The sequence below is a fragment of the Chryseobacterium oryzae genome, from assembly GCF_022811665.1.
In the GTDB taxonomy this organism is placed as follows: domain Bacteria; phylum Bacteroidota; class Bacteroidia; order Flavobacteriales; family Weeksellaceae; genus Chryseobacterium; species Chryseobacterium oryzae.
Genome location: NZ_CP094529.1, coordinates 2,226,861 through 2,253,364 on the forward strand (window position 1 = coordinate 2,226,861; position 26,504 = coordinate 2,253,364).

The 26,504-nt window shown below is 33.3% G+C and carries 25 protein-coding genes; 7 read left to right on the forward strand and 18 right to left on the reverse strand.

All coding sequences use genetic code 11. The features are described 5' to 3' along the window. Positions 1-724: 724 nt before the first annotated feature. Complete coding sequence (locus MTP08_RS10180) at positions 725-1,417, reverse strand: GNAT family N-acetyltransferase (protein WP_065720737.1); 693 nt, start codon at positions 1,415-1,417, stop codon at positions 725-727. A 165-nt stretch (positions 1,418-1,582) separates the two neighbouring features. Here MTP08_RS10180 and MTP08_RS10185 point away from each other — a divergent pair, with 165 nt between their 5' ends. Then, the gene (locus MTP08_RS10185; protein WP_065720738.1) at positions 1,583-1,984 is read left to right on the forward strand and encodes a HEPN domain-containing protein; all 402 of its coding nucleotides are present in this window, start codon (positions 1,583-1,585) and stop codon (positions 1,982-1,984) included. 99 nt (positions 1,985-2,083) lie between these two features. Here MTP08_RS10185 and MTP08_RS10190 read toward each other — a convergent pair whose 3' ends face one another. From MTP08_RS10190 to MTP08_RS10260, 15 genes are all read right to left on the reverse strand, one after another. Next, positions 2,084-2,560, reverse strand: coding sequence for an SMI1/KNR4 family protein (locus tag MTP08_RS10190; RefSeq protein WP_083206639.1), 477 nt, complete (start codon positions 2,558-2,560; stop codon positions 2,084-2,086). 2 nt (positions 2,561-2,562) lie between these two features. Next, complete coding sequence (locus tag MTP08_RS10195) at positions 2,563-5,016, reverse strand: hypothetical protein (RefSeq protein ID WP_243575916.1); 2,454 nt, start codon at positions 5,014-5,016, stop codon at positions 2,563-2,565. Positions 5,017-5,110: 94 nt separating this feature from the next. Continuing rightward, positions 5,111-8,875 carry a hypothetical protein gene (locus MTP08_RS10200; protein WP_065720741.1) on the reverse strand — a complete coding sequence of 1,255 codons (3,765 nt, stop codon included), beginning with the start codon at positions 8,873-8,875 and terminating at the stop codon, positions 5,111-5,113. A 298-nt stretch (positions 8,876-9,173) separates the two neighbouring features. Beyond that, positions 9,174-9,365 (reverse strand): hypothetical protein, encoded by a 192-nt coding sequence (locus tag MTP08_RS10205; protein ID WP_065720742.1) that lies wholly within the window; start codon positions 9,363-9,365, stop codon positions 9,174-9,176. Between the two features lie 232 nt (positions 9,366-9,597). Next, on the reverse strand, positions 9,598-10,635 hold the full coding sequence (locus MTP08_RS10210) for a patatin-like phospholipase family protein (protein ID WP_065720743.1): 1,038 nt from the start codon (positions 10,633-10,635) through the stop codon (positions 9,598-9,600). A gap of 79 nt (positions 10,636-10,714) precedes the next feature. Continuing rightward, entirely contained in the window at positions 10,715-11,221 is a 507-nt protein-coding gene (locus MTP08_RS10215; RefSeq protein WP_065720744.1) for a M15 family metallopeptidase, read from the reverse strand. 294 nt (positions 11,222-11,515) lie between these two features. Next, positions 11,516-12,382 carry a toprim domain-containing protein gene (locus MTP08_RS10220; protein ID WP_312396798.1) on the reverse strand — a complete coding sequence of 289 codons (867 nt, stop codon included), beginning with the start codon at positions 12,380-12,382 and terminating at the stop codon, positions 11,516-11,518. A 387-nt stretch (positions 12,383-12,769) separates the two neighbouring features. Beyond that, complete coding sequence (locus tag MTP08_RS10225) at positions 12,770-13,867, reverse strand: hypothetical protein (RefSeq protein WP_065720745.1); 1,098 nt, start codon at positions 13,865-13,867, stop codon at positions 12,770-12,772. Between the two features lie 21 nt (positions 13,868-13,888). After that, positions 13,889-14,113 carry a hypothetical protein gene (locus MTP08_RS10230; protein WP_065720746.1) on the reverse strand — a complete coding sequence of 75 codons (225 nt, stop codon included), beginning with the start codon at positions 14,111-14,113 and terminating at the stop codon, positions 13,889-13,891. A 25-nt stretch (positions 14,114-14,138) separates the two neighbouring features. Beyond that, a complete protein-coding gene (locus MTP08_RS10235) occupies positions 14,139-14,780 on the reverse strand; it encodes a hypothetical protein (RefSeq protein WP_065720747.1) in 642 nt (213 codons plus the stop codon). Between the two features lies 1 nt (position 14,781). Next, entirely contained in the window at positions 14,782-15,033 is a 252-nt protein-coding gene (locus MTP08_RS10240) for a DUF3853 family protein (RefSeq protein ID WP_065720748.1), read from the reverse strand. Between the two features lie 10 nt (positions 15,034-15,043). Continuing rightward, complete coding sequence (locus MTP08_RS10245; protein WP_083206640.1) at positions 15,044-15,583, reverse strand: hypothetical protein; 540 nt, start codon at positions 15,581-15,583, stop codon at positions 15,044-15,046. A 23-nt stretch (positions 15,584-15,606) separates the two neighbouring features. After that, complete coding sequence (locus tag MTP08_RS10250) at positions 15,607-15,864, reverse strand: helix-turn-helix domain-containing protein (protein ID WP_243575917.1); 258 nt, start codon at positions 15,862-15,864, stop codon at positions 15,607-15,609. Positions 15,865-16,108: 244 nt separating this feature from the next. Beyond that, entirely contained in the window at positions 16,109-16,954 is an 846-nt protein-coding gene (locus MTP08_RS10255) for an RteC domain-containing protein (protein ID WP_065720751.1), read from the reverse strand. A 221-nt stretch (positions 16,955-17,175) separates the two neighbouring features. Continuing rightward, positions 17,176-18,888 (reverse strand): helix-turn-helix domain-containing protein, encoded by a 1,713-nt coding sequence (locus MTP08_RS10260; RefSeq protein WP_065720752.1) that lies wholly within the window; start codon positions 18,886-18,888, stop codon positions 17,176-17,178. A 259-nt stretch (positions 18,889-19,147) separates the two neighbouring features. On the opposite strand from MTP08_RS10260, the gene MTP08_RS10265 reads away from it, so the two are divergent. The 4 genes from MTP08_RS10265 (at position 19,148) to MTP08_RS10280 (ending at position 21,442) form a co-directional block, all read left to right on the forward strand. After that, positions 19,148-19,408, forward strand: a complete 261-nt coding sequence (locus MTP08_RS10265; RefSeq protein WP_123947100.1) for a hypothetical protein — start codon at positions 19,148-19,150, stop codon at positions 19,406-19,408. A gap of 31 nt (positions 19,409-19,439) precedes the next feature. After that, on the forward strand, positions 19,440-19,610 hold the full coding sequence (locus MTP08_RS10270) for a hypothetical protein (RefSeq protein WP_159745873.1): 171 nt from the start codon (positions 19,440-19,442) through the stop codon (positions 19,608-19,610). A gap of 11 nt (positions 19,611-19,621) precedes the next feature. Then, on the forward strand, positions 19,622-21,112 hold the full coding sequence (locus MTP08_RS10275) for a MauE/DoxX family redox-associated membrane protein (RefSeq protein WP_065720754.1): 1,491 nt from the start codon (positions 19,622-19,624) through the stop codon (positions 21,110-21,112). A 90-nt stretch (positions 21,113-21,202) separates the two neighbouring features. Continuing rightward, a complete protein-coding gene (locus MTP08_RS10280; protein ID WP_233878962.1) occupies positions 21,203-21,442 on the forward strand; it encodes a hypothetical protein in 240 nt (79 codons plus the stop codon). Positions 21,443-21,579: 137 nt separating this feature from the next. Here MTP08_RS10280 and MTP08_RS10285 read toward each other — a convergent pair whose 3' ends face one another. Then, on the reverse strand, positions 21,580-21,789 hold the full coding sequence (locus MTP08_RS10285) for a hypothetical protein (RefSeq protein WP_123865356.1): 210 nt from the start codon (positions 21,787-21,789) through the stop codon (positions 21,580-21,582). A 181-nt stretch (positions 21,790-21,970) separates the two neighbouring features. Continuing rightward, positions 21,971-23,707 (reverse strand): APC family permease, encoded by a 1,737-nt coding sequence (locus MTP08_RS10290; protein WP_123865355.1) that lies wholly within the window; start codon positions 23,705-23,707, stop codon positions 21,971-21,973. A gap of 163 nt (positions 23,708-23,870) precedes the next feature. Here MTP08_RS10290 and nhaA point away from each other — a divergent pair, with 163 nt between their 5' ends. Both nhaA and MTP08_RS10300 read left to right on the forward strand, forming a co-directional pair. Then, the gene (gene nhaA / locus MTP08_RS10295; protein WP_065720758.1) at positions 23,871-25,223 is read left to right on the forward strand and encodes a Na+/H+ antiporter NhaA; all 1,353 of its coding nucleotides are present in this window, start codon (positions 23,871-23,873) and stop codon (positions 25,221-25,223) included. Then, positions 25,213-26,502 (forward strand): DUF389 domain-containing protein, encoded by a 1,290-nt coding sequence (locus MTP08_RS10300; RefSeq protein WP_243575918.1) that lies wholly within the window; start codon positions 25,213-25,215, stop codon positions 26,500-26,502. The genes nhaA and MTP08_RS10300 overlap by 11 nt, the downstream gene beginning before the upstream one ends. Positions 26,503-26,504 lie beyond the last annotated feature (2 nt).

A 26,504-nucleotide genomic window follows, 5' to 3' on the forward strand; every position in this document is an offset into this window, starting at 1 on the left:
ATAAGTTTTAAAAGAAGCTTGAATTTTTTATGTAGGTGTTACTTTGGATTTGTAAATTTTTACAAAAGTATTATAGAAACCTAGGTAAAATTTACGTAGGTTGTTTGAAAGCATTAGTAAATTTTACTTAGGTATAAAAGAAAGCTATTTTTTTTGGCGTCTAGAATCACAACTAAGCATAAGATGTTTCGATCTAATTTGGGTCTCTTAATCCGCAAGATATACTTTTCATAATCTGCTCTTAAAATAAATTCAATTTTTCAGGTTAAAAATATTTTAACAACTGCTCATTAAACGGTTATGTATTTATTGCTTATTAACAGAAAAAATAAAGAATAAGTTTTAAAAGAAGCTTGTATTTTTATGTAGTTAAACTCTGATGTTATAAATTTTTATCAAAGTGCAATTGCAACACACGTACAACTTACGTAGGTTGTTTTCAAATATTAGTAAATTTTACGTAGGTATTAAAAAGCTGGGTTTATCTTTTAATAAAGCGTCTGTATTTTATAACTGAGTTACTATTTAAAAGATAATACCAATCTAATGTGGGTAATCCAAAAAATACACTATTTCACAACCATTTTATAAAAGCAGGCTAAGGAATTGTGATGGTGTATTTTTAAAGTGGTTGTATCTTATTTCAAGCAAAGTTGCGTTTCCGATTATAGGGTAGAAATGCTTTTCCTGCCTTTTTCGTTTTTATAACTATATGGGATTATTATTAAATACCTGATGATTTTTTACTCCAATAAAAATCTTCCAATTTCCAAGTATGATTTCTAATTTGATTAACCAAATCTTTAAGTTCTTCTGAATAATCTGTATTTCCAAGATTCATTTCTACTTCGGTTTGTATTGCCCAAAGAGACCTTCCCAAATAATTGATTTGTTTTTTAAGCTCATTGATTCTTTCTAAAGAAAATGGGGTGTCTATTCCTACGTTATCATCAAATATAATATTTGGGGTAGGTGATAGTAAATATTCTCCATCTTCGGAGATTGTAAATCCCAAACTTATTGCAACTTTTTCGGAAGCTGTAAAATTTTCCTTCCCAATATCATTTTCCTTTATTGTTATCCGTTGTTCATCTCTACTCAAAAATAAATGAGGAATAATAATGTCCTTCATTGCCATTGTCAAATATCCCTTTCCTCTATAATCTGGAAGAACAAACCAATGTAAATCTCTTCGCATATCAAAAACAATTGCAACATATTTCTTATCATCGTTTTTAATTAAATAAAAATTATCTGGTCCATCTGAATTAGTAACACTATCCGTACTTTTTGGTTTATCAGTCCAAATTTTTGCAAAATCTACATTGGGACTTAATGGTCTCAGGAAAAATAAGCTAGATGATTTGTCGTTTGCATTTAACTTTTCCAGTAGAGATTTTAGAGCTTTGTTTGTCATATTTTTTTATTATGTTGCCTTTAAAACTTACCACTCTATTTCATAAATTTTATCGTTATCACTTAATTCCAAATCATCAATTTTGCAATTATGTTTTTTAGCTTCTGAAGTAAGGAAATGTAAGAAATCGTTAAGCAAATAGACGAAAAGGAAAATTTGACTGAATTGGATTTAACAATTATCAATTCTATACAATTATTTGCAAGAGCAATTTATCAAAATAATTTGAATAAAAGAGTAATAGAGTTGTTCACTCAATTAGAGTCAGTAATTTTATCGGATTCAAATGAACCAATTTTGAACTGTTTAACGAAATACATTTCAAAATTAGTAACGAAAAATATCGAAGAACGGAAATTTATTATCTTATTACTAAAAGAAATGTATGGAATCAGAAGCTCGTATGTTCATCATGCTAAACAGCGAGAAATAAACATCCAAAGTTTAGGTAAATTTCAATATTATATTCATAATTTGATAACTATATTAATCGAACTTTCTACATCGCATACAACAAAAGATACGATCCTAAAAGAAATTGATGATGCAATTCTAGCAGCCTACTAATAACACTAGGATTAGCCGTGAGAATAAAATAGCAATAAGTAAATTTCAAAAAACGATAAATAACTATTTTAAAGCCGTTATTAACTAACGGCTTTTATATTAATATCCATATTTTGAAAAATGAATAGATTTGTCTATGGTTGAGCTTATGTATTCGCTAAACGTTTTATTTAACGGATAAATATAATATTCATCATCTCCACGATACGTTACTCCCCAAACATTTGGATTCTCTGTGTTCTCATCAAGATAAAAGAATGTAAATTGGTCAAAATTACCATATTCTGATATTACCCAAAATGGTCTTGTTATGTTTAGCTTATTTCCTTTTAAAGTTTCTTTTAAATAGCCTAATACTTCGTCATGCGACAACATATCTAAAGTACTGTGCCCATCAAAAAGTTGCAAGCCACCTGTATATTCCCCAGCTAGCAACAAAAACTCTTTGTAAGCTAGTGGAAATTTGATATTTAATTTATTTTCCACTTTTGTAATCTCAGATGGAGATACACCTCTTATTTTCTGTGTTCCTATTTTTGGCGTATTTGCCAATTTTTGCATGTATATATAGCTCATAACTATTTATTTAAAAATTCTAATAATTGTTTATTTCCTTTTACATATTCTTTTGCATCAGATTTTACTGCTTCCACGCTCAATTTTTTAATATTATACATTTCTTGTCGTATAATAATTTGCTTTTTGCAAGATGGGCAAGGTTCGTATAGAGATTTAAAATTATTCTCCAAAACTTGTACATTTTCTTTGCCATGTTTTGCCATTAATGTTGCCAAATCGTGATCGTTTTGCGCAAAAATTTTGTGTTCCGAGTCTTTAAATCGTAACATTTTACCATCTTTCTCTAAAGTCTCGTAGTGCAAATCTAATTCGTCCATAGAGATTCCTAGTTGCTTGGCAATGTAATCTTTGTTAGGATTTCCACAAAACCCTGGTGCATTTTCAGTTGCAAAAGCTTTATACTCTAATTCAATTACTTCACCGTTTACTCTCACTTTTTGTTTCATTGTAGCGACGTTTGATGCTTTTCTGTCTCCTAAAAACTTTTTTCTCCACTCCAGCATCATTTCCATATCTTGTTTAGAAAGCTCACGCATGGGTTTAAGCTTATTCCACTTTTTAATTACTTTGGTTACATCTACATATTTTAGAAGTAAATCTTTAAAGCCAGTATAAAATGCTTTCATCAATCTTTTCTGTAAAGCGATCTCTGCCGGTCCTAAAAAAGGAAGCTGCATATTCAAAGAGCTTCTCGTTTCTTTGGAGTAAAGTTTAATGGCATCAAAGATTTCATCAATCATTTTTCTTATCTCATCTTTACCTTGCTTCATGAAATCAATAAAAGCATCTAAAATTCGGATAAACTCATCTATTGCTTTGCTTACAAATTTAGCACTCTTTTGCCAGGCCTTTTTTACTCCTCTAGCAAAACTAGTAAAAAAACCAAATAGTTCCTGTCCTAATCTCCTTATTATTTCTTCTACTGAAAGCACTCCTCCTGTAAGCAAAATTCCTATAACTACCTCAATAAGTAAAGATATAACGAATCCTAGAAATCCACCTATGAAGTAAGCTAAGTGAACGAAATCTATATTTATTGAAGCTGTAATTGCTTTTTGTAAAAAATGCAGTGTAAGTTGCCAAAGATCTAATTTTTCAAAGCTTTGCAACCCTTCTTCTACACGTTCTATTAATCTAGGTAAATGCGTGTATAGATTTTTCATCAACTCTTTGCTGGAAGTACTAACGTTAATGATCATCTTTACCATGTCTAAAAGACTCGTAACAGCGTCTACCAGAGAATTCCACACTCCACAAACAAAAGCATTCCATGCTCTTATCCCTGTTTTTAAAACGTCAGAAATATCTATGTTTTCTAAATCATTAATAATTTCTTTGCATCTTAAATAAATTTGTTTAAAAGCATCATATACAATTTTATTTAATGAAAAATTTTGGTGATTCTTTTGAGAGACGGAAGAAATATTTAAAAGATTACTAAAATAAGTATCATATACTTCAAAACTATTAGTAAGATCCTGAACAATGGTTCTTATCTTTTTATTCAGCTCATTGTCATCTAACTTATCCAGTTCTTGCTCTAAAACAATGGGATAAAACTTAGGGTCAAAAGGTTTTTGTGCCTTTGGATTCCAACGATGGTCTTCTATCTTTCCTTTGTTTAGAAATTCTATAGCTTTGTCTAATAATAAACATATACCATAGTTTGAAACTTCGGCAAATGCCCCGAATGAAATAAAGTCAATCATCGTGTAGATGGCAGAAATTGTTTTTAATGTAGGATATTCAGCTTTTCCATTTTTCAAAAGCTTTTTTACAAATTTTTCATCTATGTTATATCCAGTTTCCATTACAAAAGAGTCTAGAATCTCACGAATAAGATCACTATTTTCCGTAACGTGACTTGCATAAGTTGACAGAAGATTTTCTCTTAATTTATTTCCTACCGTTACTGCACCATAGATAAAATCTGCTTTGTCGGAAACATTATCTTCTACAAAAATCAGTAATTCATGTTCTCCTGCCAAGGTATTTTTATATGCTTCTTCTAGTTTTTTTGCGCTGGTCGAAATAAAAATCTTCACATGATACGCAAATTTTTTGTTCTTACTTTTTGGATAATAGTAAAAATCTTTTTCTACAATTTTTATTTCATCAGGATCTGTTCCGACATCATTAATTACCATAATTCCATTATAGTCAATAGATTTTGAGTCGATGAAATAAGTGTCTTTTGCTAATATGCTACTTCCTGAAATGGCTCCCATGGCTAGTACTGGACTCACATTATTCATTCCCCTAAAGCTTTCTCCGAGCTGCATGATACTTGTATTATTTTCAGTTTGCAGAAGATCCTGAAACCCATTGTAGCCCATTTGCTGCATCATAGATGTGTTGTCTAATGGAATGAGATTTTGAAAGTCAGAGATAAGCTCCTGTTTTGTGATATCGTCAAAATCTTCTATTTCGTTTAAATATTCTTCGTAAGTCATAATTTTTATGATTTTTTAGCTTTTGGCTTATGGCGGTTAGTTTTTTCCAACCGCCACTTGCCTAAAGCAGGTTAATAATTAGTTGACTATACTTTTATGGAAGATTATTTTTGATGCTCTGCATAGAGATCTGTGCAATTACTTTTCGGGGATCGCTATCCGTAGTAAGCTGTAGATTACCGTTCTTAATGTCGATGTTTTCTACAAAACGGTGCTTTCCTGAGCTTAATTGTGCATCTGTAATAGCAAATTCTGATTTGGTAACCACATCTTCAGGGTTCTCAAACTCTTCAGGATTTTCATGACTAAATGGTAAAGCTGTTGCCGTTTTCAGACCTGCAGAATCTTGCTGCAGTATCGTAAGGGTAGTAGGAAGCTTTGTGATCCAAGGTTTACCTTGTTTTAATCCTACAGGTTCTCTCATTTCATCTACAATACTCATGTACATCGGATCTCCGATTACAGGAACTTCTTCTCCGTTCCAGATCTTACCAGTGCTCAAAAAGAACTGAATCGCATCTTCAAATCCAGGTCTTACCGTTACAATGACTCTTGCCATACCGGATTGTAAGAAACTTCTGAATAACGGATCTACACTTTCGCTGATGTACATTTCCTGCCAGTGTTTTCTATTTGCCCAATAGTAAGGGTAGAAACTGTAGCTCATAATGTTCCATTCGAAAGCCTGTTCCATGAATTTTGCTAAAGCAGTGTACTTATCAAGATTTTCATTTAAGAATACCTGAAAGTTTTCCATTTTATCTCCGTCGGTAAAATTTTGTCCGATAGTATTTGGAGATAAATAATCCTGCAATAGATAAGCAATACAGTTGTGCTTCAGGACATCATTCTCCATATAACGGTAGAAATTACCTGTTTTATCTTTAGCTTCCGCTTCTTTCTCTTTCTGTTCTTGATCTATTCTTGCCTGTTCTTCTTTAAATTTCTCATAAGCTTCTTTATAGGCTTCGATAATCGCATTGAAGTTTTCAGTTTGCCAAGCCATGACGTTTGCATCATTTGGAACACAAGGGAATTTTAAAGCGATATTAAATCCTCCGATGTTCTTTCCGGAAACTCTGTAATTAAATACTCCTGTAAGATTTAATCCGCTTACACCTTCTGTTCCGTTAAGAGTCTGGTTTCGGGTTTCTTTATAATAACTACCTCCTTTTAGGTTACCGAAAGATAAATAAGCAGGTAAAATATAGTTCCCCTGAAAGAATCCTGATCTGTTTCTCTGCTTGTTGTATGCCCAAACGATAGATGCTGAAGTTGCTTTATAACCATCAGGAATTTCAAGGTTTGAATCAAAGAATACACCTTCGCCTTCAGTCTGTGGACTTCCGTTGGCATTAAGAATAACTTCCTTGCCCGGCATTTCTGCGGTCAATGTAACCCCATAAATATCTGCCCAATATTGTAAAAGCTGTCTCGTAGCTTCTTTATGACTTGCCATTGTATAAGGAGCAGGAGCCTTTCGCGGATCGATAGGTGCTGTTAATACATCCGCTTTTGCCACTGCCGTAGCCAAACGGTGTAATCTTGCAGGTTCAGGAATCATAAACTCAAACATTGTACGTTTCCCATAGTTATAGATCTGGTTTTTATATTTCATATCTACCCATCGGTAAACACCTACTACGTGTCGGTCTCCATTTCTGTTATCAAAGCCGTGAGCATTATTCTCTTCATATTCTTCGATGATCTTTTCGATCCTTTCTTCAGAGATTTTCGTAAGAAGCTTATCGGTAGCTTTATTGGTAATTTCCTGTGACTGGGTCATTGCCTGACGAACGCTGTTTTCCTTTGCATTATGGGTTGCAAGACTTCCTCCGACTTCAAATCTACCATAAAGCTCAGTATCTTTGCTCCAGTTTGCATAAGCCTGTGCAGTAGTATCTTTCATGATAACATTGGCAACTTCAGACTGCATATCGTGTCTTGTTGTAGAAGTTGTATCGGTAAGCGTTTCACGTTCTGTAGACTTGGAAGCTGTCGTCTGAATTTCAGTTTTTCTGAGTCTTCTTGTGGATTTCTGCTTAAACTCTCTCGCCATGATATTCTCAATATGGGTGACATCTCCCGGAACATACGCATGGGTGCTCTGTACCACCTTCATATATTCTGCAATCCCCAATCTTTTAAGCCCGAACAGCTTTCTGGAAACCGGTGTTCCTTCTGTTGGTTCTTCCTCTCTCGGTCCTTCTTTTCCGGGTTTTAATGTTAATAATCCTAATTGAGCTTCATTATTAGGAATTTTAAGTAATTCCAGATATGCTTCTCTTCCATTGTTGAAGTAGATATCAATCCTGATCTTGGAAACAGATGAGAATTTATTGACCATTACCGCTGTGAAACTCACCATTCCGTTTAGAACATCTACATTTCCCAATGCTTCTTCGTGATGCCCTGTATTAGAATCCAATATAATTCTGGCATTGGCAACACTCCAAGAATTATCCTGAACCTCAAAGGAGAAATTAATAAATCCGTTATCCGGAACAAAAGCAGACCTTCTCCATACCGCCAATAAGTTGTATGCAAGATGTGTTCTTGTTAATGATCCTCCCACAGGAATCAATGCTCCTGCCAAGTTCGCATATTGTGTCTGGTCTAATACCGTATTGTCTAAAGCTGTCTGAATAGCAGCAGAACTATGATTCTGTATTTGCATAAACACATTATCAAATGTCTGATAACTGTTGTCAATTTGAAGCGCCTGTGTTCCTATTTTTAATTCGGAATCAGACACCACTTCCATTTTTGCACTGGATGGAATTTTAGAATAGAAATCTTCATTTACATTCTGAACAGCACATATGCTTATGAACAATTCAAATGATTCCGGAGAAAGTTTTCTTTGAAGATCTGAAATATCAATCTCATTTTGATAAGAAAATTCAAAAGCAGGAACTTCCAGTTCTCTTAACTGCTCGTACAATTTTCTTAACTCTTCTTCCGAAGCTTTGTGTTCGGTTAAATATTCAATTTCAGAAAAAATCCTGTTATATTCTTCTCTTTGAGACTGATAATTAGCATTATATCGATCATAGGCAGCCTGATAAGCATTTGCACTGGAACTGTTGTAAGATTTTTGAATTTTCTCAAGCTCTGTATACAGTTTCTCCAATTGTTCTTTTCTTAAAAGAGCTTGGGTAACCACAAGATCATTTTTTGCATTGACTTTTAATCTTTCCAATGCTTTTGACGAAAGATCCGAAGTTCCGGATGCTGTTGACCTGCTTGCCAAAGAAGATCCGACCACTTCTTCCTCAACAAAAAGATCTTTAGGCATGACCACTTTGGCATCCAATGCTTTAGTAATTAAATCTGACCCATTAATTTTCACAAGCTCTTCCGTTAAAGATAAGGTTTGCACATATCCTATATGTAACGCTTTTAAAATATGCACAATAGCTTCTTTTGCGTAGAAATCTTTTTGTGTAATTACTTGAAAAATCAAATTATCCCAAAGCTTTTCTATTTCTACCTGTCCTGAAGAGTAGCGTTCCTTTGTTCTGGCAAGCTCTTCAGCTGAAATAGTTTGCTTCTTCGTGATTTTTCTTCCAATTTTAAGAAGAGATACATATTGACTGTTTTCCAGGTCTTTTTCAGTTAACGGTGAGGAAAATGATCTGCACTGATTTTCAAGAGCTCTCAGTTTAGAAATTCCAGACCTGTTTCTTACTGCCTGATCAAATGCATTATTTAATCCGGGTCTGTGTATAAACCCGATATTTTCTTTTTTTGTTTCTGTAAGCTGAGGGTTTCTCATGCTTATGAATCGGAAAAGTGTCTGCGATGTATTATTGGTAGTGTTATTCCCGCTTTCGTTAATATTATTAGTGTCTGACATTTTTTTTGTAAATTTGTTTGATTTTATAAAGGTTAAGATTTGAAGGCTCTTTTTATTAGGGCTACTTCAGGTTTTAGCCTTATTTTTTTAGGTGGTTTCCGGCAAAAGATATCCACCTTTCTCTTTGATAAGGAAAGTCATATTGTACTTTTTAACTGTTGGGTTTAAGACATATTTCTGGCTATTCGGACTTTTCACAAGCCTAATTCAGAAATCTGTCAGTAAAAATCTATGATTGTTTTGCGTTTTTATTGATACTTCAAAAGTACTATGGAGGAGCGACAGAAGTTGACGTATTTTAAATTTTTATTGTGTATTTATTTGTAAAATTCTGTCGTAAAGCATTGCATTCAAACTCTTCCCTCAAGAAGTTTTCAATATCATTAAAATAGTTTTCATTATCTACTTCTATATCTTCAATACCGCTCCAACTAATGGTGTAGAGATTGTGATTGTTGATTGTATCGAAATTGTGATTTGGTGTTTCCATGTTTTGTGTTTTAAAAATTTTGGTTGTTTTTGAATATTATTCTTGCTGTTCAGCATACAGAAATGTTGAATGATATAGTGTTTAAAAGTTTGAGGACTATGTTTTTGTGTCTTTGTTTATAGTACAAAAGTAAAATTGGATAACGACAAAACTCGACGTGTTTTTAAGCAGTTTATAATTTATTTTAGTATAATCAAAATAGCTTATATTGATTGTTTATAAGTTGAAAAGCTTATATTCTATTCTTAATTAATTTCTGCACAATTTGATTCAAAGTTTCTCTGTTGTCATCAATATAGCTTAATCCAGCCTGAATAAGATTTTCAATATTTGATCTTCTTACATTATCCATTGCTGGAGAAGCATTCTTTAAAGACGGATTTATTCTGTAATAATTCTTCTGATTTCTTGTTCCTAGAGTCTGAAACATTTGACATAGCTGATAATCTACCGTTTCTGCATTGGCAGACATCAAAATGTCTATAATCGGAGTTACCCAACCAATTTTCCCTGCTTTTTCCATCTTTTTAAATGAATAACTTTTAGATTCAAGCCCGGTTCCGATCGAAATGATAATCATATCATTTACAGTGGGATGATTGGCTTTCTGATGATTTTTTAAAACTTCGGCAAAAGGGATTTTTCTGGCTTCCGCATAAGCGCAAAGTGCAGGATTATTGGCAAACATTCCGCCATCAATTAAACTGAAAATTTGTCCGTACATTGATTTAATCTGAACAGGAGTAAAATAAGTCGGAGCAGCTGAAGTCGCTCTGCAAACATCTTTTACGTAAAAATTATCTGTGTTTAAGCTGGCTTTCCATGAGTTGAACAATTTTGCTCTTCGGTTTTCTATGTCATAGCTTGTTATTAAGCATGGTTTAATTAATTCTTTTAACTCTAGCTTTCCAAAAAAATCATTCAGGTTTTTTTCTAAAGCTTCCTGACAAATTTTTTCATTCAGCAATCCAAAAGGATTTACCAATTTTTCCCAAAAGGAAACCTGAAATATATCTCCTCCTTTTTCAGAATACAATTCCAAACCTTTCTGTATAGAATATTTTGCTTTTCTATGTTCGTCGGGACACAAAATAATCGCTGCTATCAATGCTCCCGTACTGCTTCCCGCAACCAAATCAAAATAATCTCCAAGCTTTGCACTCGGTGTATCGTGAAACTGCAGTTGCTCTTCTATGTAGCGTAGAACAATACAGGTGATAATGCCTCTTATTCCGCCTCCATCTAAAGAAAGTAGGGTTGTTTTTTTCATTTTTCTACTGTTATTTTGGTAAAGTAAAGATAGGAGCGGAAAGCGACAGAACTTGACGTATTAAATAAATTATGATAAATTATTTTTCAAATATTACATATCCATCCTTATCCTTTTTCAGCTTAGAAAGCGCTCTCCAACTCGTTTTTGCCAAACCCTTTTTAGTCGGAAAATTCTTCTTCTCAAAATGAGGAAGGTCTTTGAATGTTTTCCAGTTTCCACCCCAGTCCCAACCGTGTTCTGCGAAAATTTTCACGCATTCGTACCAGTCGGCAATCTTGTCGTTGTCCCAATCTTTTGCAGTGTCCCAGTTTGCGGTTTTTCCGTCAATAATTAAGCACATATCAACCGCCAAACCGTAGTTGTGGATGCTTTGCCCTGCCTTTGCATTGGTTACTTTTTTTCCTGAAGTCACTCTTCCGATAGCATACAGTTTTTCCTGTTCCTCAAAACTTCGCAATCCCTGGGTTATCCTGATCTTGGCTTTTCCTGTTAATTCTTCATCGCATTCTTTAATAATTTGTTTTACCTCTTCTCTTACAAAAGGGTGAAGTTTTTCGATTCTTTGTTGGGTTACTTTATCCATAATTTTTAATTTTTTTCTGAAACAAATGTATCATTGGAGTACGACAAAACATGACGTAAAATATAAGACTTAAGCATTGATTAATTTTGCTTTACGTAACAAAAAAAAACGATGCAAAAAGAAACAAATTACATAAAACAACTTTTAAAATTAGCTAACAGCAATTGTATTTAATAAAATTCCTATAGATGGCGCATCCTATTCAGAATTAAATAAGACAGTAATAAAAATGTGACTTCGTCTTAAACAATATTTATTTTAGTTAAATATTATTATTTACTTATTAGCCTTTTGTCAATCCCTACAGTACCATTCACTCAAATCCTTGTAGCCAAGGTAAATATGGGAGCAATCCTCCACATTATTATACTGATTTGCAATTTTAGACTTAACAAGCTGGCCATTAGCATCATTATCTAAAAATAAAGAAATCTTCCGGTACTTTTTTAATTCTTTCTCAACCTTGAACAGCATAGAAGTAGAATTTAGGATCAGAAAATCTAAATTCTGCTCCCTACTTATATTTTTAAACGTCAGATAATCGAAAAAACCTTCGAATACAGCAATTTCATTAAACGTGTTCTGTTGATTTTTGATTAATGTGACATCTTTTTTACCAAGGCAAATCTTTGAATATTTATTACGGATCTCCACTCCACCAGAATCATTAAAGAATCCCAACCCAAAAAACCTCTTTCCATTCGTCTCATAATTTATCTCTTTAACCAAGTGCTTTTGTGCACTCACTTTTCTTGATTCTAAATAGTCAATTAATGCAAAATGTTGGATATTGTTCACTTTTAGAATTTTATATTGCATTTCTTCATCCGCTATCAAATTCCGCATTTTATCACAACTTGAAAACTCATACTTTTCTAAATATTTTAAAGCATCGGAAACTGAGCATTGATTTATCTGCTGGACAATCGAAATGACATCATAACTTTTACCGGTGCCAAAATCAAAAGCTCTGTTTTTTACAAAATCTACAGACAAACTTGGTGTTTTTTCATCCCTGTCGAGCGCAAAGTAAAATGCTGTTTTTCTGTTTTCTTTCGAAGGAAACAAATTATAGTGTTCAAGTACATCTTTGATCATGATGTTTTGTCTGGCTTCTTCACAATTCATTTTTTTTCTTTTTAAAGCAAATTTTTTATCCACATTTTCCTTTTAAATAAAAAAAACTTTTTAATTTCTTTTATTATACTTTTAGTAATTGCGCGGATGTACGATGTATAAAGACTATGGTTCACTTTTGGAATGAGTGCAATTCCGAATTTGGAATCAGCGGAATTCCGAAACTGGAATGAGCGCAATTCCGAATAAAACATCATATAAGGATGAGCGTAATTCCGAAATCACTTTTTCTCACTGTCTACAAAGTCCTGCACTTACTGACAATTTTGAGCTCTTATCTACAGTTTAGAATTCCTGCACAATTTTGAAATGAGTTCAATTCCGAAAACAACTTCTGAAAATAGTATATTTTAAGATACTTTTAACTTCAACGACCGCAATTCCGAATTCCGAATGAGCGCAATTCCGACTTTACAATATTATTGGATAACTATTGGGAAGCATTTTTCCGGCTCTTGTCTCCCGGTAAACCTCTATTAAAAGTTTTTGAATTTCCTTTAAAAATTCCATCCCTTGAATGAGGGTTGATTTTATCCTTTTGAATCTGCAATTTTTTATAAATCTCTTGAAGGCTTTCTCAATTAACAGCCGGGTTTGCGGGATGTTTCGGTATTGATGAAAAAATTGCTTCATTTCATTTTCCTGAAGTCCAAATCTTTTCCGAAAATAACTTAGTCTTTTGTTAACTTCTGTAAGTTTATTGGGATATACTAAAACTTCCATTTCAGAAATATAATTTGTTTTTGATGGAATAATTAAGATAAGATCTTCCTTGTACTTATAATTGAAAGACAGGTTATTATATTTGTCAAGGCTGATCCTCACCTGTTTTAGAAATTTGAAACAGAAATCGTTTGCTGTTTTATAGTTAAGACCAAACTTCTTATTCAGTGTGGCGAGCTTAAGGGAAGTTCCCGTTTCCGGCAGTTTTGCAAGCCACATTGCAAATATGATATGTTTGTTATTCCTGACATTATATACCAAATTGTATAGGACATAATTATACTCCGGAATGACCACAAGCTTTTTAAGCCAATAGCTGCTTACTAAAAAAGTGGTGTAACCTCTTTTATCGTAACTAGGTGTGGAAATCAGACCTCCAAAGGTCTTTATCTCTTTTCCCTTGGCATTTAAAGACTTATACCAACCCATTTTAAATCGGGCCAAAAATTCATAGGCATCAATGACCTGCTTAGTAGAACCACTCGGTGAAATCTTACTATTCCGTATTTTAATGGATGCAAAAATATTGTTGCTGGTTTCAAATTCTTCATCAAAAAGAGTCAGCTGTTTTGGGCGGTCTTCCGGTCTGAATTGCTCACTGCTGATGATTGAAATCATATTAAAAATGACACGAAGGGCATTAATCGGAATGTCAGCAGCCTCAGAATCATCAAAAATAAAATCATCCACAAAATGGTTTCCCACCCTTATTTTTTCGGGACTAACTTCTTTTTTGTTTTCAAAGTTCTTTCGGATCAACCGTAAATCTTTATCATCAAAACTCATAATATCAGAAGTGATCAGAGGTTATTTGATTAATTTGATTTTTTCGCTCTTAAGTGTCTTTGAACCATCAGAAAGGTTATAATATTTGAAATTATTTACTTCTAGCTCTTTAAAAACTCTCTTTTCAGCCTTTCCAAAATTTGGAATCCGTACTTTTTCAATGCCTTTATATTCTGCCAGTATTCCATTGATATTTACTTTTTGTCCGGGTCTCAGATCGGATATGATTGTAGCTTTATCTTTCATTTTTTTGATTATTTAAATAAATTCATTAAACTTCAGGGCGTGTTATATCGGGAATGTTATCAACCGAAATCGATTTTTCAGTATTTCCATCCCTCATATAAGGAATAGCGCTTTTCATTGTAGCCTTCCAATTGGTTATCGGACGACCAAGAGCATTTTTCCAATTGTTCTGAATCCAGCCATCGTATTTTATCCTGATATTTATATCAAGAGTCTGGGCATAGTTTTCTAATGTTTCAGCATATTCAATAAATTCTTCCCAAGATGGAATATCGCTGTTTGCAGAATCAGGAACTCCATTTTCCTGAAGTACTTCCAATACTTTTAAGACTTGAAAATTTTCTTTACTTGCAACCTTTTTATTTTTTTTCTTATCAGGTTTAAAATCTAAAGCATAATTTAACAGAAGCCTATAAGAACAGGGACGACCAATTGCGGTTTGAAATTGTATAATACCTGATTTTTCTAATTTCTCCTTAGTGGATTTTACTGTTTTCTGAGTTAATCCTAACTCGCTGGCGATTGCAATATCTGACATCGTAAAATCATACCGGTCCTTTTCAAAACCAATCTTCAGCAGATACAAATACAGCATCACTTCCGTGGGACTCATTTTTGCAGTTTTGTTAAACATCCAAAACCGTTGGATCAGTTCTAGGTAATACATCTTATTTCTCGGAGAAAAGCTGCAGTGCTTTTTCTTTATCAATGATGATGATATTTTTCCTTTGAATGATGGCAGCATCCAAAATTCCTGAGGACTTTATTTCGGAAGCTTTTGACACTGAACATCCCAGGATCTTTGCCAAACCCTTTAATCCGTATTCATATTTTTTCTCATACAAAAAGCTTTTGGAAATTTCCAGGAACTCCGCAACCGTCAGTTGAGACAAAGGTGTTTCAAGATTTACATTCTTCATAGTCCTAACTTTAAGTGTTAATTTTGAGTTTAGAAATCCACATTCTTGCGGCTGATCTCCAGTCTTTCATTGGATAATTGTTACAAAGCTTCCAATCTTTAGATTGATAAGCTGAATAAAATTGCTTCGCTTCTTCTGAAGGCAAATCCCGCTCATTAAAATATAATTCAATCTCATCAAGTTCTGGTTTAATAAATACAACCTCCGTATTCGGAATCAATACAGGATACTTTTCAATATTTATTTTTTGTTTATCAAGTGTTTCAAAGTCAATAATTTCAACTAAGCTTCCTTTGTATGAATTGTAATTTGGGCTGTAAACAATAAAACCTGCATTGTGAATTTCTTTAATACATTTATGATAGGTTGCAAAGGATTTAATTCTGCTTAATTCCATTGCATCCTTCCGAGAAATTGAGAATGGCGTTTGAAACCTGCTTTTTTCCCACAAGTGGAAAAGCGCAACATATAAGCTGATATGTGTGGGACACATCCGGCTGTCCTGAACAAATCTCGCAAAGTAGCCGATTATACTATTTGATTTTTCCATAAGTCTTCGTTATAGATTAATCTTTAGAACCTTGCATAAGTTTTCTCAATATCCTTAAAATTATAATAGAGCGTGCCCCCAATTTTGCTATAAGAAAGAGTTCCGTTAATTCTTAGGTTTTGTAATGTTCCCGATGAAATATTAAGCAGCTTTTTAACTTCAGAAGTGCGCAGCCACAATTTTTGTTCGGTTGTACTTCTTCTTAGTAAATTTTCGATTGCTTCCAGCAGTTTTGCTTTAAATTGCTGAAGGTCTTCTTTGGTGATAATTGATATTGCCATAATTTGAAAATTATTTTGTTTGACAAAATTTCAAAATGACACGGGATATCTTTCGGTAGATTATCGTACTACCGAAAGATTTTTTTTAAATATAAATTTTAATATTTGCTAATTTTATTAAGACTTTTCAAGCTTATACAGCACTTTGAAACCCACATTTTCACTGTAAATTGTAAAAAATTAATTGATGACTTATACTTATAAACTTTTCGGTAGTTTTTCGTACTACCGAAAGGAAAAACATCTACATATCCAAATCATCCAAGTGTTGATTAAGATTTTGCTGAAGTAAATTAAGAAACTTTGAACGCTCAGTTTTTCTAATTCTGATTTCGCCTAAAGTCTTATGATAATTACCCAAACTAATATTAAAAGCCTTTTCGGCCCACCTGAAAATTTCAGACAATTCTGCTTGGCCTGCATTAAAACTATTACTTTGGTGTAAAGCGTACAGCAATTCGGTCAAGGCAACTTTTGAAGCTGTCCATTCTAACTTCTTTACTTCAGTAAGAGAACTTCCTGCCTTGCTTTCTAAATTAATTTTATCTGATAAATATTGCTCAAGAAGATCGTTAGCAATAATTTGTGCGACAATATGATCATGCGAAGTAGAGAAATCCAAATCGTAACTGTATAGTTCCGGGCTTAACTTCAACTTAAAATCAAATTTAAACCGAACAAAGTATTTCTTATCCAAAAATGTTGATTTCCTACGATAGTAATTGATAAAGTCTTTGTTTTCATTGTAGAAAAACAGTAAGTTGATCCGCTCATTTTCATAATATGATAGAAGAGCAGCTGCATCAGCAAAAGGTCTTGAAGCTTCTATTAAAAGAATTTTTGAATAATAAATATAAATAGCAACAAACTGAGGTTTCGTATTCTTAAAAAAATGTATTTCTTCAGCCCAATCTTCAAATTTATGATGATTTACAATTTTTTTTAGCTCTCGAATCGCAGTATCGGTTTCCATCAGGATTTCTTCCGAGCGTAAAATAATATCAGCCTGTCCTCTGTTTATGTGGTCTACTGATTCCATTAAGCCATTCCACAAATTGCCTATCTGCAATCTGATGTTTTGTTCTTTCATACGGTAATACTTTTAGTACCGTAAAATTCGCTTATAATATCAAGATATATCTATTCATAAACTATTGAGGTACTTTTCCAAAAAAACAAACAAGACAAATGTCTTTGTTTGATAAAGAAGATAATTGAAATTGTAAGCAATATTTGCACAGCTTTCCACGAGTTGATCTACATAATTGTCGTTTAGATTATAAGAGCTCTATTAAAATAATATTACTCTACCTATTGATTATCCAACTCTTCAAGTCTCTTTCTAATAAAATCTGTTGGTCTCATTCCTGTTACTTCGAGAAAATGAGTTGAAAACATCTGCCTTGTGGAAATTCCGCACATCTCAGCGAGGGTATCTATCTTATAATTTAAATTCCTCTTATCTTCCAACATAAATGCTGTAATATAATTTATCCTTAATTTCTTTAAATATTCGGGAAATGTGACATCTAGATGTTCATTTAGTACAAAAGAAAGTGTGGTACGGTTAGAACCTATCAATGTTGCAACCTCTGGAAGTTTAATATTTTTCTTAAGATACTGTTTCTTGTCTTCAAAGACTTTTAGATTTTGTACTACATCATTAATTTGTTCAGGAGTATACAGACTTTTTACGTGCTCTTTAACAGGTTTTGATACTTCTTCTGATTCTTTTATCTGACCAATGGTCATTTTTTCTATCAAAATATTATATTGCTGAGTCAAAAGCGCTTCTTTTTTGCGAGATCTGTACACTAAAAATATAATAAGAAATACTGATAAAGTTATTAGAACAGCAAATAGAATTTTCCATTTTTTATGCTTTTTTATAAGCTGTCCTTTTTCCTCATTAAGCCGATCCGTATCGTACTCATATTTTATTTTTGTCGATAGCTTAGCAAAATCTTTAGCAATGATCGAATCTGCCCGTAAAAGCTGATTGGTGTAATAGAGCTGAACAGAATCATTATGCTGCTCTTTGGCATCATTGATGAGAAATTCATAGCTGCCCCTAATTTCCGGCGTTATAAATTTGTATTTATTTACAATAGAATCGACCTTTCTAAAATAGGAAAGCGATTGTTTTCTATTATTATTAATCCAATATAGTTTTCCTAAATAAAAATTAACGGTTGCCAGTGAAGCAAAATCATTATTTTTAAGGAGAATATCCCTTGAAAAAATGAGATGCTTTAAAGCTTCCTTTGTCTTTTTTTGGCGAATAAGTTGGATACCCCGACCTTTCTGAAAGTATGCATATTCAATCGAATGCTGATCTTTATTATCCAAAAGACTTAAACCTAGGTCAATCAACGAATCTTCTTTTTTATGCATCCCGATATTTGCGTATGCTTTGCTTAGACGATAAATACTATTTAAATATCCCGACTCATTATTTAATTTAATATTTTCATGAACATGATCAGCATTCATATTTCTCTGGAAAAAATTTGCGGTCTGTATAAAATGTTGGCTCGCTTCGTCATAATAACCTAAATAACACTTTACTACTCCAAGATGATAAATAACCTTATTTGTTAAATACTGATCTTCAGAATTTTTTGAATATTTAAAAGCAATCAGATAGTTCTCCAGTGCTTTTTTAAAATTTCTACTGTTGTAATAGTATACAATCCCTTTACCAAGATAGGCCCTGGATATCTGGTCTTTATTTTTAGATTTTAATGCTGTAACGATTGCACTGTCGGAGTATATTAATTTTCGCTGTGAAGTATTGCTATAATATATAGCTTCTTCATATCCAGCAATTAGCTTTAAATAATTTTTCTCTGACTTAGCCTTTTCAATATACATTTTAACAAATACCAATGCCCTTTCATCATTTTCTTGATACGAGTTGAAAAGAGACGAAAGCTTCTTATATGAATTTTGTTTTTCTTGACTTTGAAAAAAACCAACAAAAAAAATAAAAAGTATTAAAAAGTAGGCATTATTAGTTCTCATGTGACATTGGTTAAGCCAAAATTAACTAAAATATCGCACTAAAATATGGATATGTACCTCTAAAAGATAAAACCAAAACAAAGTACTGATACGCAATAAATTAAACAACAATTTAATGGGAGTAATAGATCAATTATTCCCTAAAGTAGGATCCATCACTCCACCATTTCCTTTCTAACAACGGCTGATCATCCTAATTTCGAATCAGAATTCTAAACAACCTGGCCGGGATAACTTTTTAACAATCACTTAAAACATCATGAAAAAGTATATCTCAATTTTTAGTTTATTATCTGCCTTCCTAATGATCTCATGCGAGCGATCATCCGATCTCGAATCTGAAACTCAGGAAACAAAGATCATAAATGAAGTAAAAAATTACGACAACAATTCAGCTTCGGCAAGAACCGAATCATCAAATCCTGATATTTCTGATTTAGACAATCTTGATACTGGAGATGATGATGAGCCGAGAAGAGACAAGCAACATTGGAGAGTATCCAGTGATAGTGCACAGTAAAATACTGTTTTATTTAAAAAAATCAGTTAAGGTGAGTTCTGCAAAAGAAAAAGTGATTCTTGAATCTGGGCAAATTTGCACAGTAAGTGGCGAATATGAAACAGTTGGATCTATTTCCACAACAGTCTTTGTATCTGAAGGAAAATTGATGCCTGAATACTGTGGTAAGAAAGTAAAATGGATTTTAGTAAAAAACGGATAAAACAAATAATAATGAATACCTTCAAATTAAAATTCGTAGAATTTACAAGCTACTTTTTCATCCTGTTATTTTGCTATGCTTCGGTAAGCAAAATTATGGACTTTGATAATTTTCAGGTTCAGATAGGGCAATCACCTCTTCTAAGCGCATATGCTGGAGTAATTTCCTACGGAGTAATTCTTGTTGAAGTTGTTATCGTCATTTTTGTTTCCATTAAAAAATTAAGAACAATTGGTTTATATGGATCAACAGCGATAATGTCCGCATTTACAATTTACATCTTCTTAATTCTGAATTATAGTGATTTTGTTCCCTGTTCATGTGGTGGTATATTGGAAAGTTTAGGCTGGACAGAGCATTTATTCTTCAACCTATTTTGTGTAATTATAGGTACTATAGCAGTTTTTATAAGCGAAAGAACTTCAGGTTATTCTAAATTGAGTACTGCAGCTTTATTATTGTTATCAAATATTCTAAGTTGTTTGGCTGTTATTTTTTTATTTCTCAGCTCAGAAAACATTATTAAAGAGGATAATAATTTCACAAGAAGATATTTAATGCATCCTATTGTAGAAAAGCAGAATACATTGTTGGATAACTCTTATTATTATTTTGCAGGAGCAGATAATAAAAATGTTTATTTAGGAAATATAAAATTTCCTCAGCAAATTCTTGTATTGGATTCTGCAATGGTCATAAAGAAGAAAATGAATATCGAACTGGATATTAATGAACTTCCTTACAGAAAACTGGAAACAAAAGTTCTTGGATCTCACTATTACATTTTCGACGGAACAGTTGCTATGATAAAGAGTGGATTATTAAATCATTCAAAGCCTGAGACTGTTAGTCAAAATGATGCTTACTTTTCTCAGTTGGCTGTGATCAATGAAAATAATTCATTTATATTAAGAACCCAAAGCAGCAGAACAAAAGATTTAATCATCGCTTCTCTGCACCCTGATAATGATAATAACAAAGTACAACTACACGCAGATTTTCTACAGAAACAGTCTGATGGAGTTTTCGATAACGATGGTGTTCTTAATGTGGACAGGGCAAATGGAGATATAGTTTATACATACCGTTACAGAAATCAGTTTATTGTCGCAGATTCTACTTTTAAGGTAAAGCACCGTTTAAATACCATTGATACTGTAAGCACCGCACACGTTAAATCGGTGAAACTTCCGGATGGGAAGTACAAAATGGAAAAGCCTCCTTTAAAAGTAAATGGATTTTCTACAGTATACAGAAAACTGCTTTTTAATCAATCCTTTTTGAAAGGAAGATATGAATCTGCAAAACGATGGAAAAATTCTAAAGTGGTAGATGTTTATAAAACAGATTCAAAACTGTACATAGGCAGTCTCTACATGGAAAACCGCGGAGAAAATAAAGTCAGTGATATTATAGTAACCGATCAGTTTCTGTATGCCATCGCCGGAAATCATCTTATTCAGTACCAATTAACAAAGCCTTTGTTAAGGCATTTAAAATAAGGGGAAGCCGAAAACCTTTACCAAGAGTAGGCACCAATTCAAATCCTTTTTATTATGAAAAAGTTAATTTTTCCTGTAGTTCTGGTATTAATGGGCACAGGTTCAGCGTTTGCTACCAAAATGGTTAAAGAAAGCAAACAAGCCATCGAAGCCGGATACCGTCTTGTCAACCACGGTGAAGGTCAGTTTGAATGTATCAATGCAGACAAAGACTGCAGTACATTTGCTACGGCAAATGTTTGTACATGGAGCGCAGATCCCTCTGTTCAATTAAGAGCTGTCGGTTCCGAAACAATGTGTGGCGAACTTCTTTATGAGATTCAGCCCTAATTTAATCTTTGAAGGACGCCGTTGGCGTCCTTCTTATTATTTAATTAATCTCATCAGAAAAAAATCTTTATGTGATTACTTGTTAGTTTTGGAAAATAACATAGTAATATAAATCGAAAAAATTTGAAACTAATTCACTACTTATCCTTTAATTTGGCAAAATATTGGTTTCCGATATTCACACCAGCAGAAATTACAAGACCTCGTATAAATGACCAAAATAATATTTCGTTTAATTTGCTCGTAGTATAATCTCCTGCACTATACAAATTAATTTCCATTAAAAATAAAACGATGGTCATCAGAAATGTACCTAATAAAATTTTCTCAATTCGTCTTATATCCATATTAGATCGTATTTAAATTTCTTAATCAAATCAGCCAGTTTATCTTTTTTTGAGTTGAGTTTATCAATAAAGATTGCTGCTTCTGGTAGCACAATCTTCACCTAAGAGTTTATTCTTTAAAGATAAAATTTAATTATTGAATGCCAACATAATTTAACATCTTAAGCGTTCTCTATTTAAATCAGAGTATCAACCTTACTCCACCTAATTCATCAACACGATAACTGAATTTCTCGCCAGGACTGCTGATAAACATGAAATTTTTAGGAATATTCCAATCATTGCTTAGCTTTTCAACAAGTTCAGGAGTAAATTCGCCTATAATTGTCACATATTCCATATCAACATCAGGATATGCCCTGTCTAATGTATCGAAGTCTGTAAGAAACTTCGGGTCAGGGTGTGCTGCTTTATCCAGAACAGTAACAATTTTTATTCTGTTGGTCACTTCATTTTCATGAAGGTACATCATCACTTTGTTTAATGTTGCTATATCATCACCTTTTGAGAAAAAGACAAAATTCTGTTCATAAAGTTTTTTCAAGTTTTGATTAAGCTCACGTTGACGTACAACCGTATATTTCTTATATCCTTTTGAGAGAGACTGCATTACATTTATGATAAAATGCATAATATCATTTCTCATCAGCATTGCCAAAATAATGAGAACTGAAGGTATAAAATATTGAAGGAATGTCAGTAAATATTGAGGTTTTGCCTGAACCGTTCCGTATAATGCAAGCATTATTGCAAAGAGTGCTATAATAACAGCACACGGTCTGGCATTTTCTGGCCTAGGCAATCTAGAACGGCGTAATTTTAAAAGTATGTTTCCGATCGCGAAAGAAGCCATTACTGTTAGAAACGATAATGCATAAACTGCAGCTAAAGGTCCCAACTCCCCGCGGGTGACCAAAAGAACAGAACAGCATAGGAGAAAAAATAAAATTAAAATTCTGTATGTACTTCCTCTTTTATTTTCTTTTAAAAAATAATTCGGAAGTATTCGATCTAAAGTCATTCTCTTAATTAGGCCATTAACTCCTACAAACGAAGTCAAAACAGCACCGCTGAGTACGGAAACTGCATTGATGGAAATAATTGTCGACAGCCACTTCCCTCCTGTTAATGTGCCAACGTAACTCAAAAATGAATTTTGATGAGATTCAACTGCCGAAACTGGAATAATACAGATCACAAGAAATGCTATTAGTGGATTAAGGATTGAAACCGCAACCCACATATTTCGCAATGTCTTTGCAAAAACACCTCTCTTCTGTTCTTCCACAAAATTTGAAGAACTTTCAAAACCTGATATTCCCAGCATTGCTGCTGAAAATCCAAAAAAGATGGCTGTTAAAATACTGCCATTCTTAGTAGGCAGATGAAAATTATTAATCATAATGGATAATCCATTGTTGCTCACAAAATAAATACATGATCCAATTAAAAGCATCATTGTCGTAAGGTGAAAAATAAAAATTATCAGAGCAACTACCGCGCTTTCAGAAATTCCCTGAATCGTCAATCCCAAAAATAACACAAGCAGTAAAAACGTTGCAATATTAACATTAAAGTGAGGGAAAATGTGATGAAGGTAATGCATCGCTTCACTAGAGGAAATAACAGCAGTAGCCATATATGATAATATTGTTAGACAAGCTGCAATAGAAGCATTACTTTTAGTTGTTGTGTTAAGCAATACATTATAGGCTCCTCCATTCAAGGGTAATGCCCCAACGACTTCACCATAGATTTTACGGAATAAATACAGGACAGCTGCTACAAGTAAAAGGGCTATCCATGCATACTGTCCAGCAGCTACAATAGCAAGTGCAGAAACATATAAGCACGAAGAGGTAATATCATTTCCGCAGATGGCAGTTGCAGACCATTCTCCAAGTTTTTTTGATGACATTCTATAGGTGGTTTGATTAATATGATGTAATAATAAAAATTTATTTTTAAAAAAAAGAAGATTTTAGATTAAAGAACAAGAACAAAAATTTACTTTTCACTTAGACCACAGTAAAACTCTATTCTTACTTAGATTTCGTAAATTTGCAGTCAAATAATTTTCTATGGACAATAACTATGCTAAAAAACCTATTGACAAAATCGTTCAACCTATGCAACGTTTCATACAACAGGAAAAGTCAGGAGGATTATTACTTGGTATCAGCGTTGTTATTGCATTAATCTTAGCAAATACATCGCTTTCTCATTCCTATCATGAAATTTTAGAACAGTCGTTTGGATTCCGCTGGAACAATGAGACTTATTTCGAGTATAATATTCACCATTGGATTAACGATGGTTTGATGTCCATCTTCTTTTTCGTAGTAGGTCTTGAACTGAAAAGAGAAATTATTGGCGGCGAATTATCTGATGTTAGAAAAGCGCTTCTTCCGATTGTCGCAGCTGTTGGAGGAATGGTTATGCCTGCACTAATTTATTTACTGTGCAATCCGTCCGGTGAACCTCATAAAGGATGGGGAATACCCATGGCAACAGATATAGCATTTGCTTTAGGAGTTTTGTATTTATTAGGTAACAGAATTCCTCTCGCTTTGAAAGTATTTTTGACTGCTCTTGCCATTGTGGATGATTTGGGTGCTGTACTGGTTATTGCATTCTTCTACACTTCAGACATCAATATGCTTTACCTGATTGTAGGATTATTGATTCTTGCAATCATGTATTTAGGAAACCGTCTGGGAGTCCGCGCTATATTATTTTATGCGGTTTTAGGAATTTGCGGAGTATGGACAACTTTTCTTTTATCAGGAGTTCACGCAACGATCGCTGCGGTTCTTGCAGCCTTCACTATTCCTGCAGATGTTAAAATAAAAGAAAACATCTTTATCTCAAAAATCAATGTATATCTGCAAAGGTTTAAAAATATTGACCCTACCGAAAATACTCCCACCCTAACGAACGAACAGCTTCATGTCTTAGAAAAAATGAATGAGGCAACATTGGAAGCTACTCCACCCCTGCAAAGACTTGAGCATGCCATGCATCCCGCAGTATCATTTCTCATCATTCCAATTTTTGCGATTGCCAACGCAGGAGTATCGTTAAATATAGATTTTGAAAGTCTGTTCAACAATAATATCGCCTTAGGTACGGCTCTCGGACTCGTAGCTGGAAAAGTTTTAGGAGTAGTTGGATTCAGCTACTTATTTATAAAACTTAAAATTGCGACAGTACCTGAAGGAATGAACTTTAAAAATCTTCTCGGGCTAGGCTTTTTGGCATCGATTGGATTTACCATGTCACTGTTTATCACCTCCCTTGCTTTTTCTCATGAAGAGTATCAGACTCAGGCTAAAATCGGTATTTTCGTTGCCTCCATTATAGGTGGAATTATAGGATACATAATTTTAAGCAGAAATTCTCAAATAAATAATACAAACACAAATGATCAATAATATTTTCAATTTTATCAATCTTCATAATGGTGAAGAAAGAAAAGACAAAGTACTGGAAAACGTAACAGCCAATATTTCTTTCCGGGGATCCAATCTTTGGATTCTTGCCTGTGCCATTATTATCGCATCTGTCGGATTAAATGTAAACTCAACTGCGGTAATCATCGGAGCCATGTTGATATCACCATTAATGGGACCCATCGTAGGAGCAGGTTTTGCTTTGGGCACCTATAATTTTCCGTTGCTGAAAAAATCATTTAAAAATTTACTGATCGCAACATTTGTAAGCTTGACGGTTTCTGCCATCTACTTTTATGTAAGCCCTTTCAAAGATGTACAGTCAGAGTTGCTTGCAAGGACAGCTCCAAATATCTACGATGTCCTAATAGCTTTTTTTGGCGGCTTAGTGGGAGTTATAGCAATTACCAGAGTCGAAAAAGGAAATCCCATTCCGGGTGTGGCGATAGCGACTGCATTAATGCCACCATTGTGTACTGCCGGCTTTGGATTGGCAACATTCAATTTTTCCTATTTTTTCGGTGCATTTTACCTATACAGTATTAATTGTTTTTTTATCTGCATTGCTACTTTTTTTGTTGTTAAATTCCTTCAATATCCTTCATCTATTATTGATAACAAATATGAGAAAAGAATTAAATACGGTATTTCAGTATTGATTTTAGTGATGATCATTCCAAGCTTTTATTTAGCTTACAATCTTTTTAATGAAAAAACATTTACAAAGACCGCAGAGGAATTTGTACATAAGGAATTTGAAAATAAAGGCTTTACCGTTATTTATAAAAAAATTAATTATAACGCCTCACCTAAAATTATTGATATTGCTTTTCTCAACGAAAAGATCACCGCAGATGAAATTTTATCCTATAATAAAATACTTGCAGATTACGGACTATACGATACGAAGCTTAATGTTAGACAAGACGGAACAGATATTAAATCTGAAATTCTAAGTGAAATCAGTAAAACAGACCGAAGCATTTCTGAGAAAGACCTGACTATTGCACAACTCAGACAAGAGCTTAATAGTTATAAAATTTCCGACTCCACTCTTCTTCAGGAAATTAAAATCCTGTATCCATCGATGCAAAACGTCACTTATGGAAAAACTGAACTTTACCCACTGACTGATAGCGCAAGACTACAGTTTACCCTATTGTATACAGGGGATAAGATCGATCAAACACAACTTAAAAACTGGCTGCAGAAAAGACTGAAAGAGAAGAGTGTATTAATTATGAATACGGATGCCAATTAATA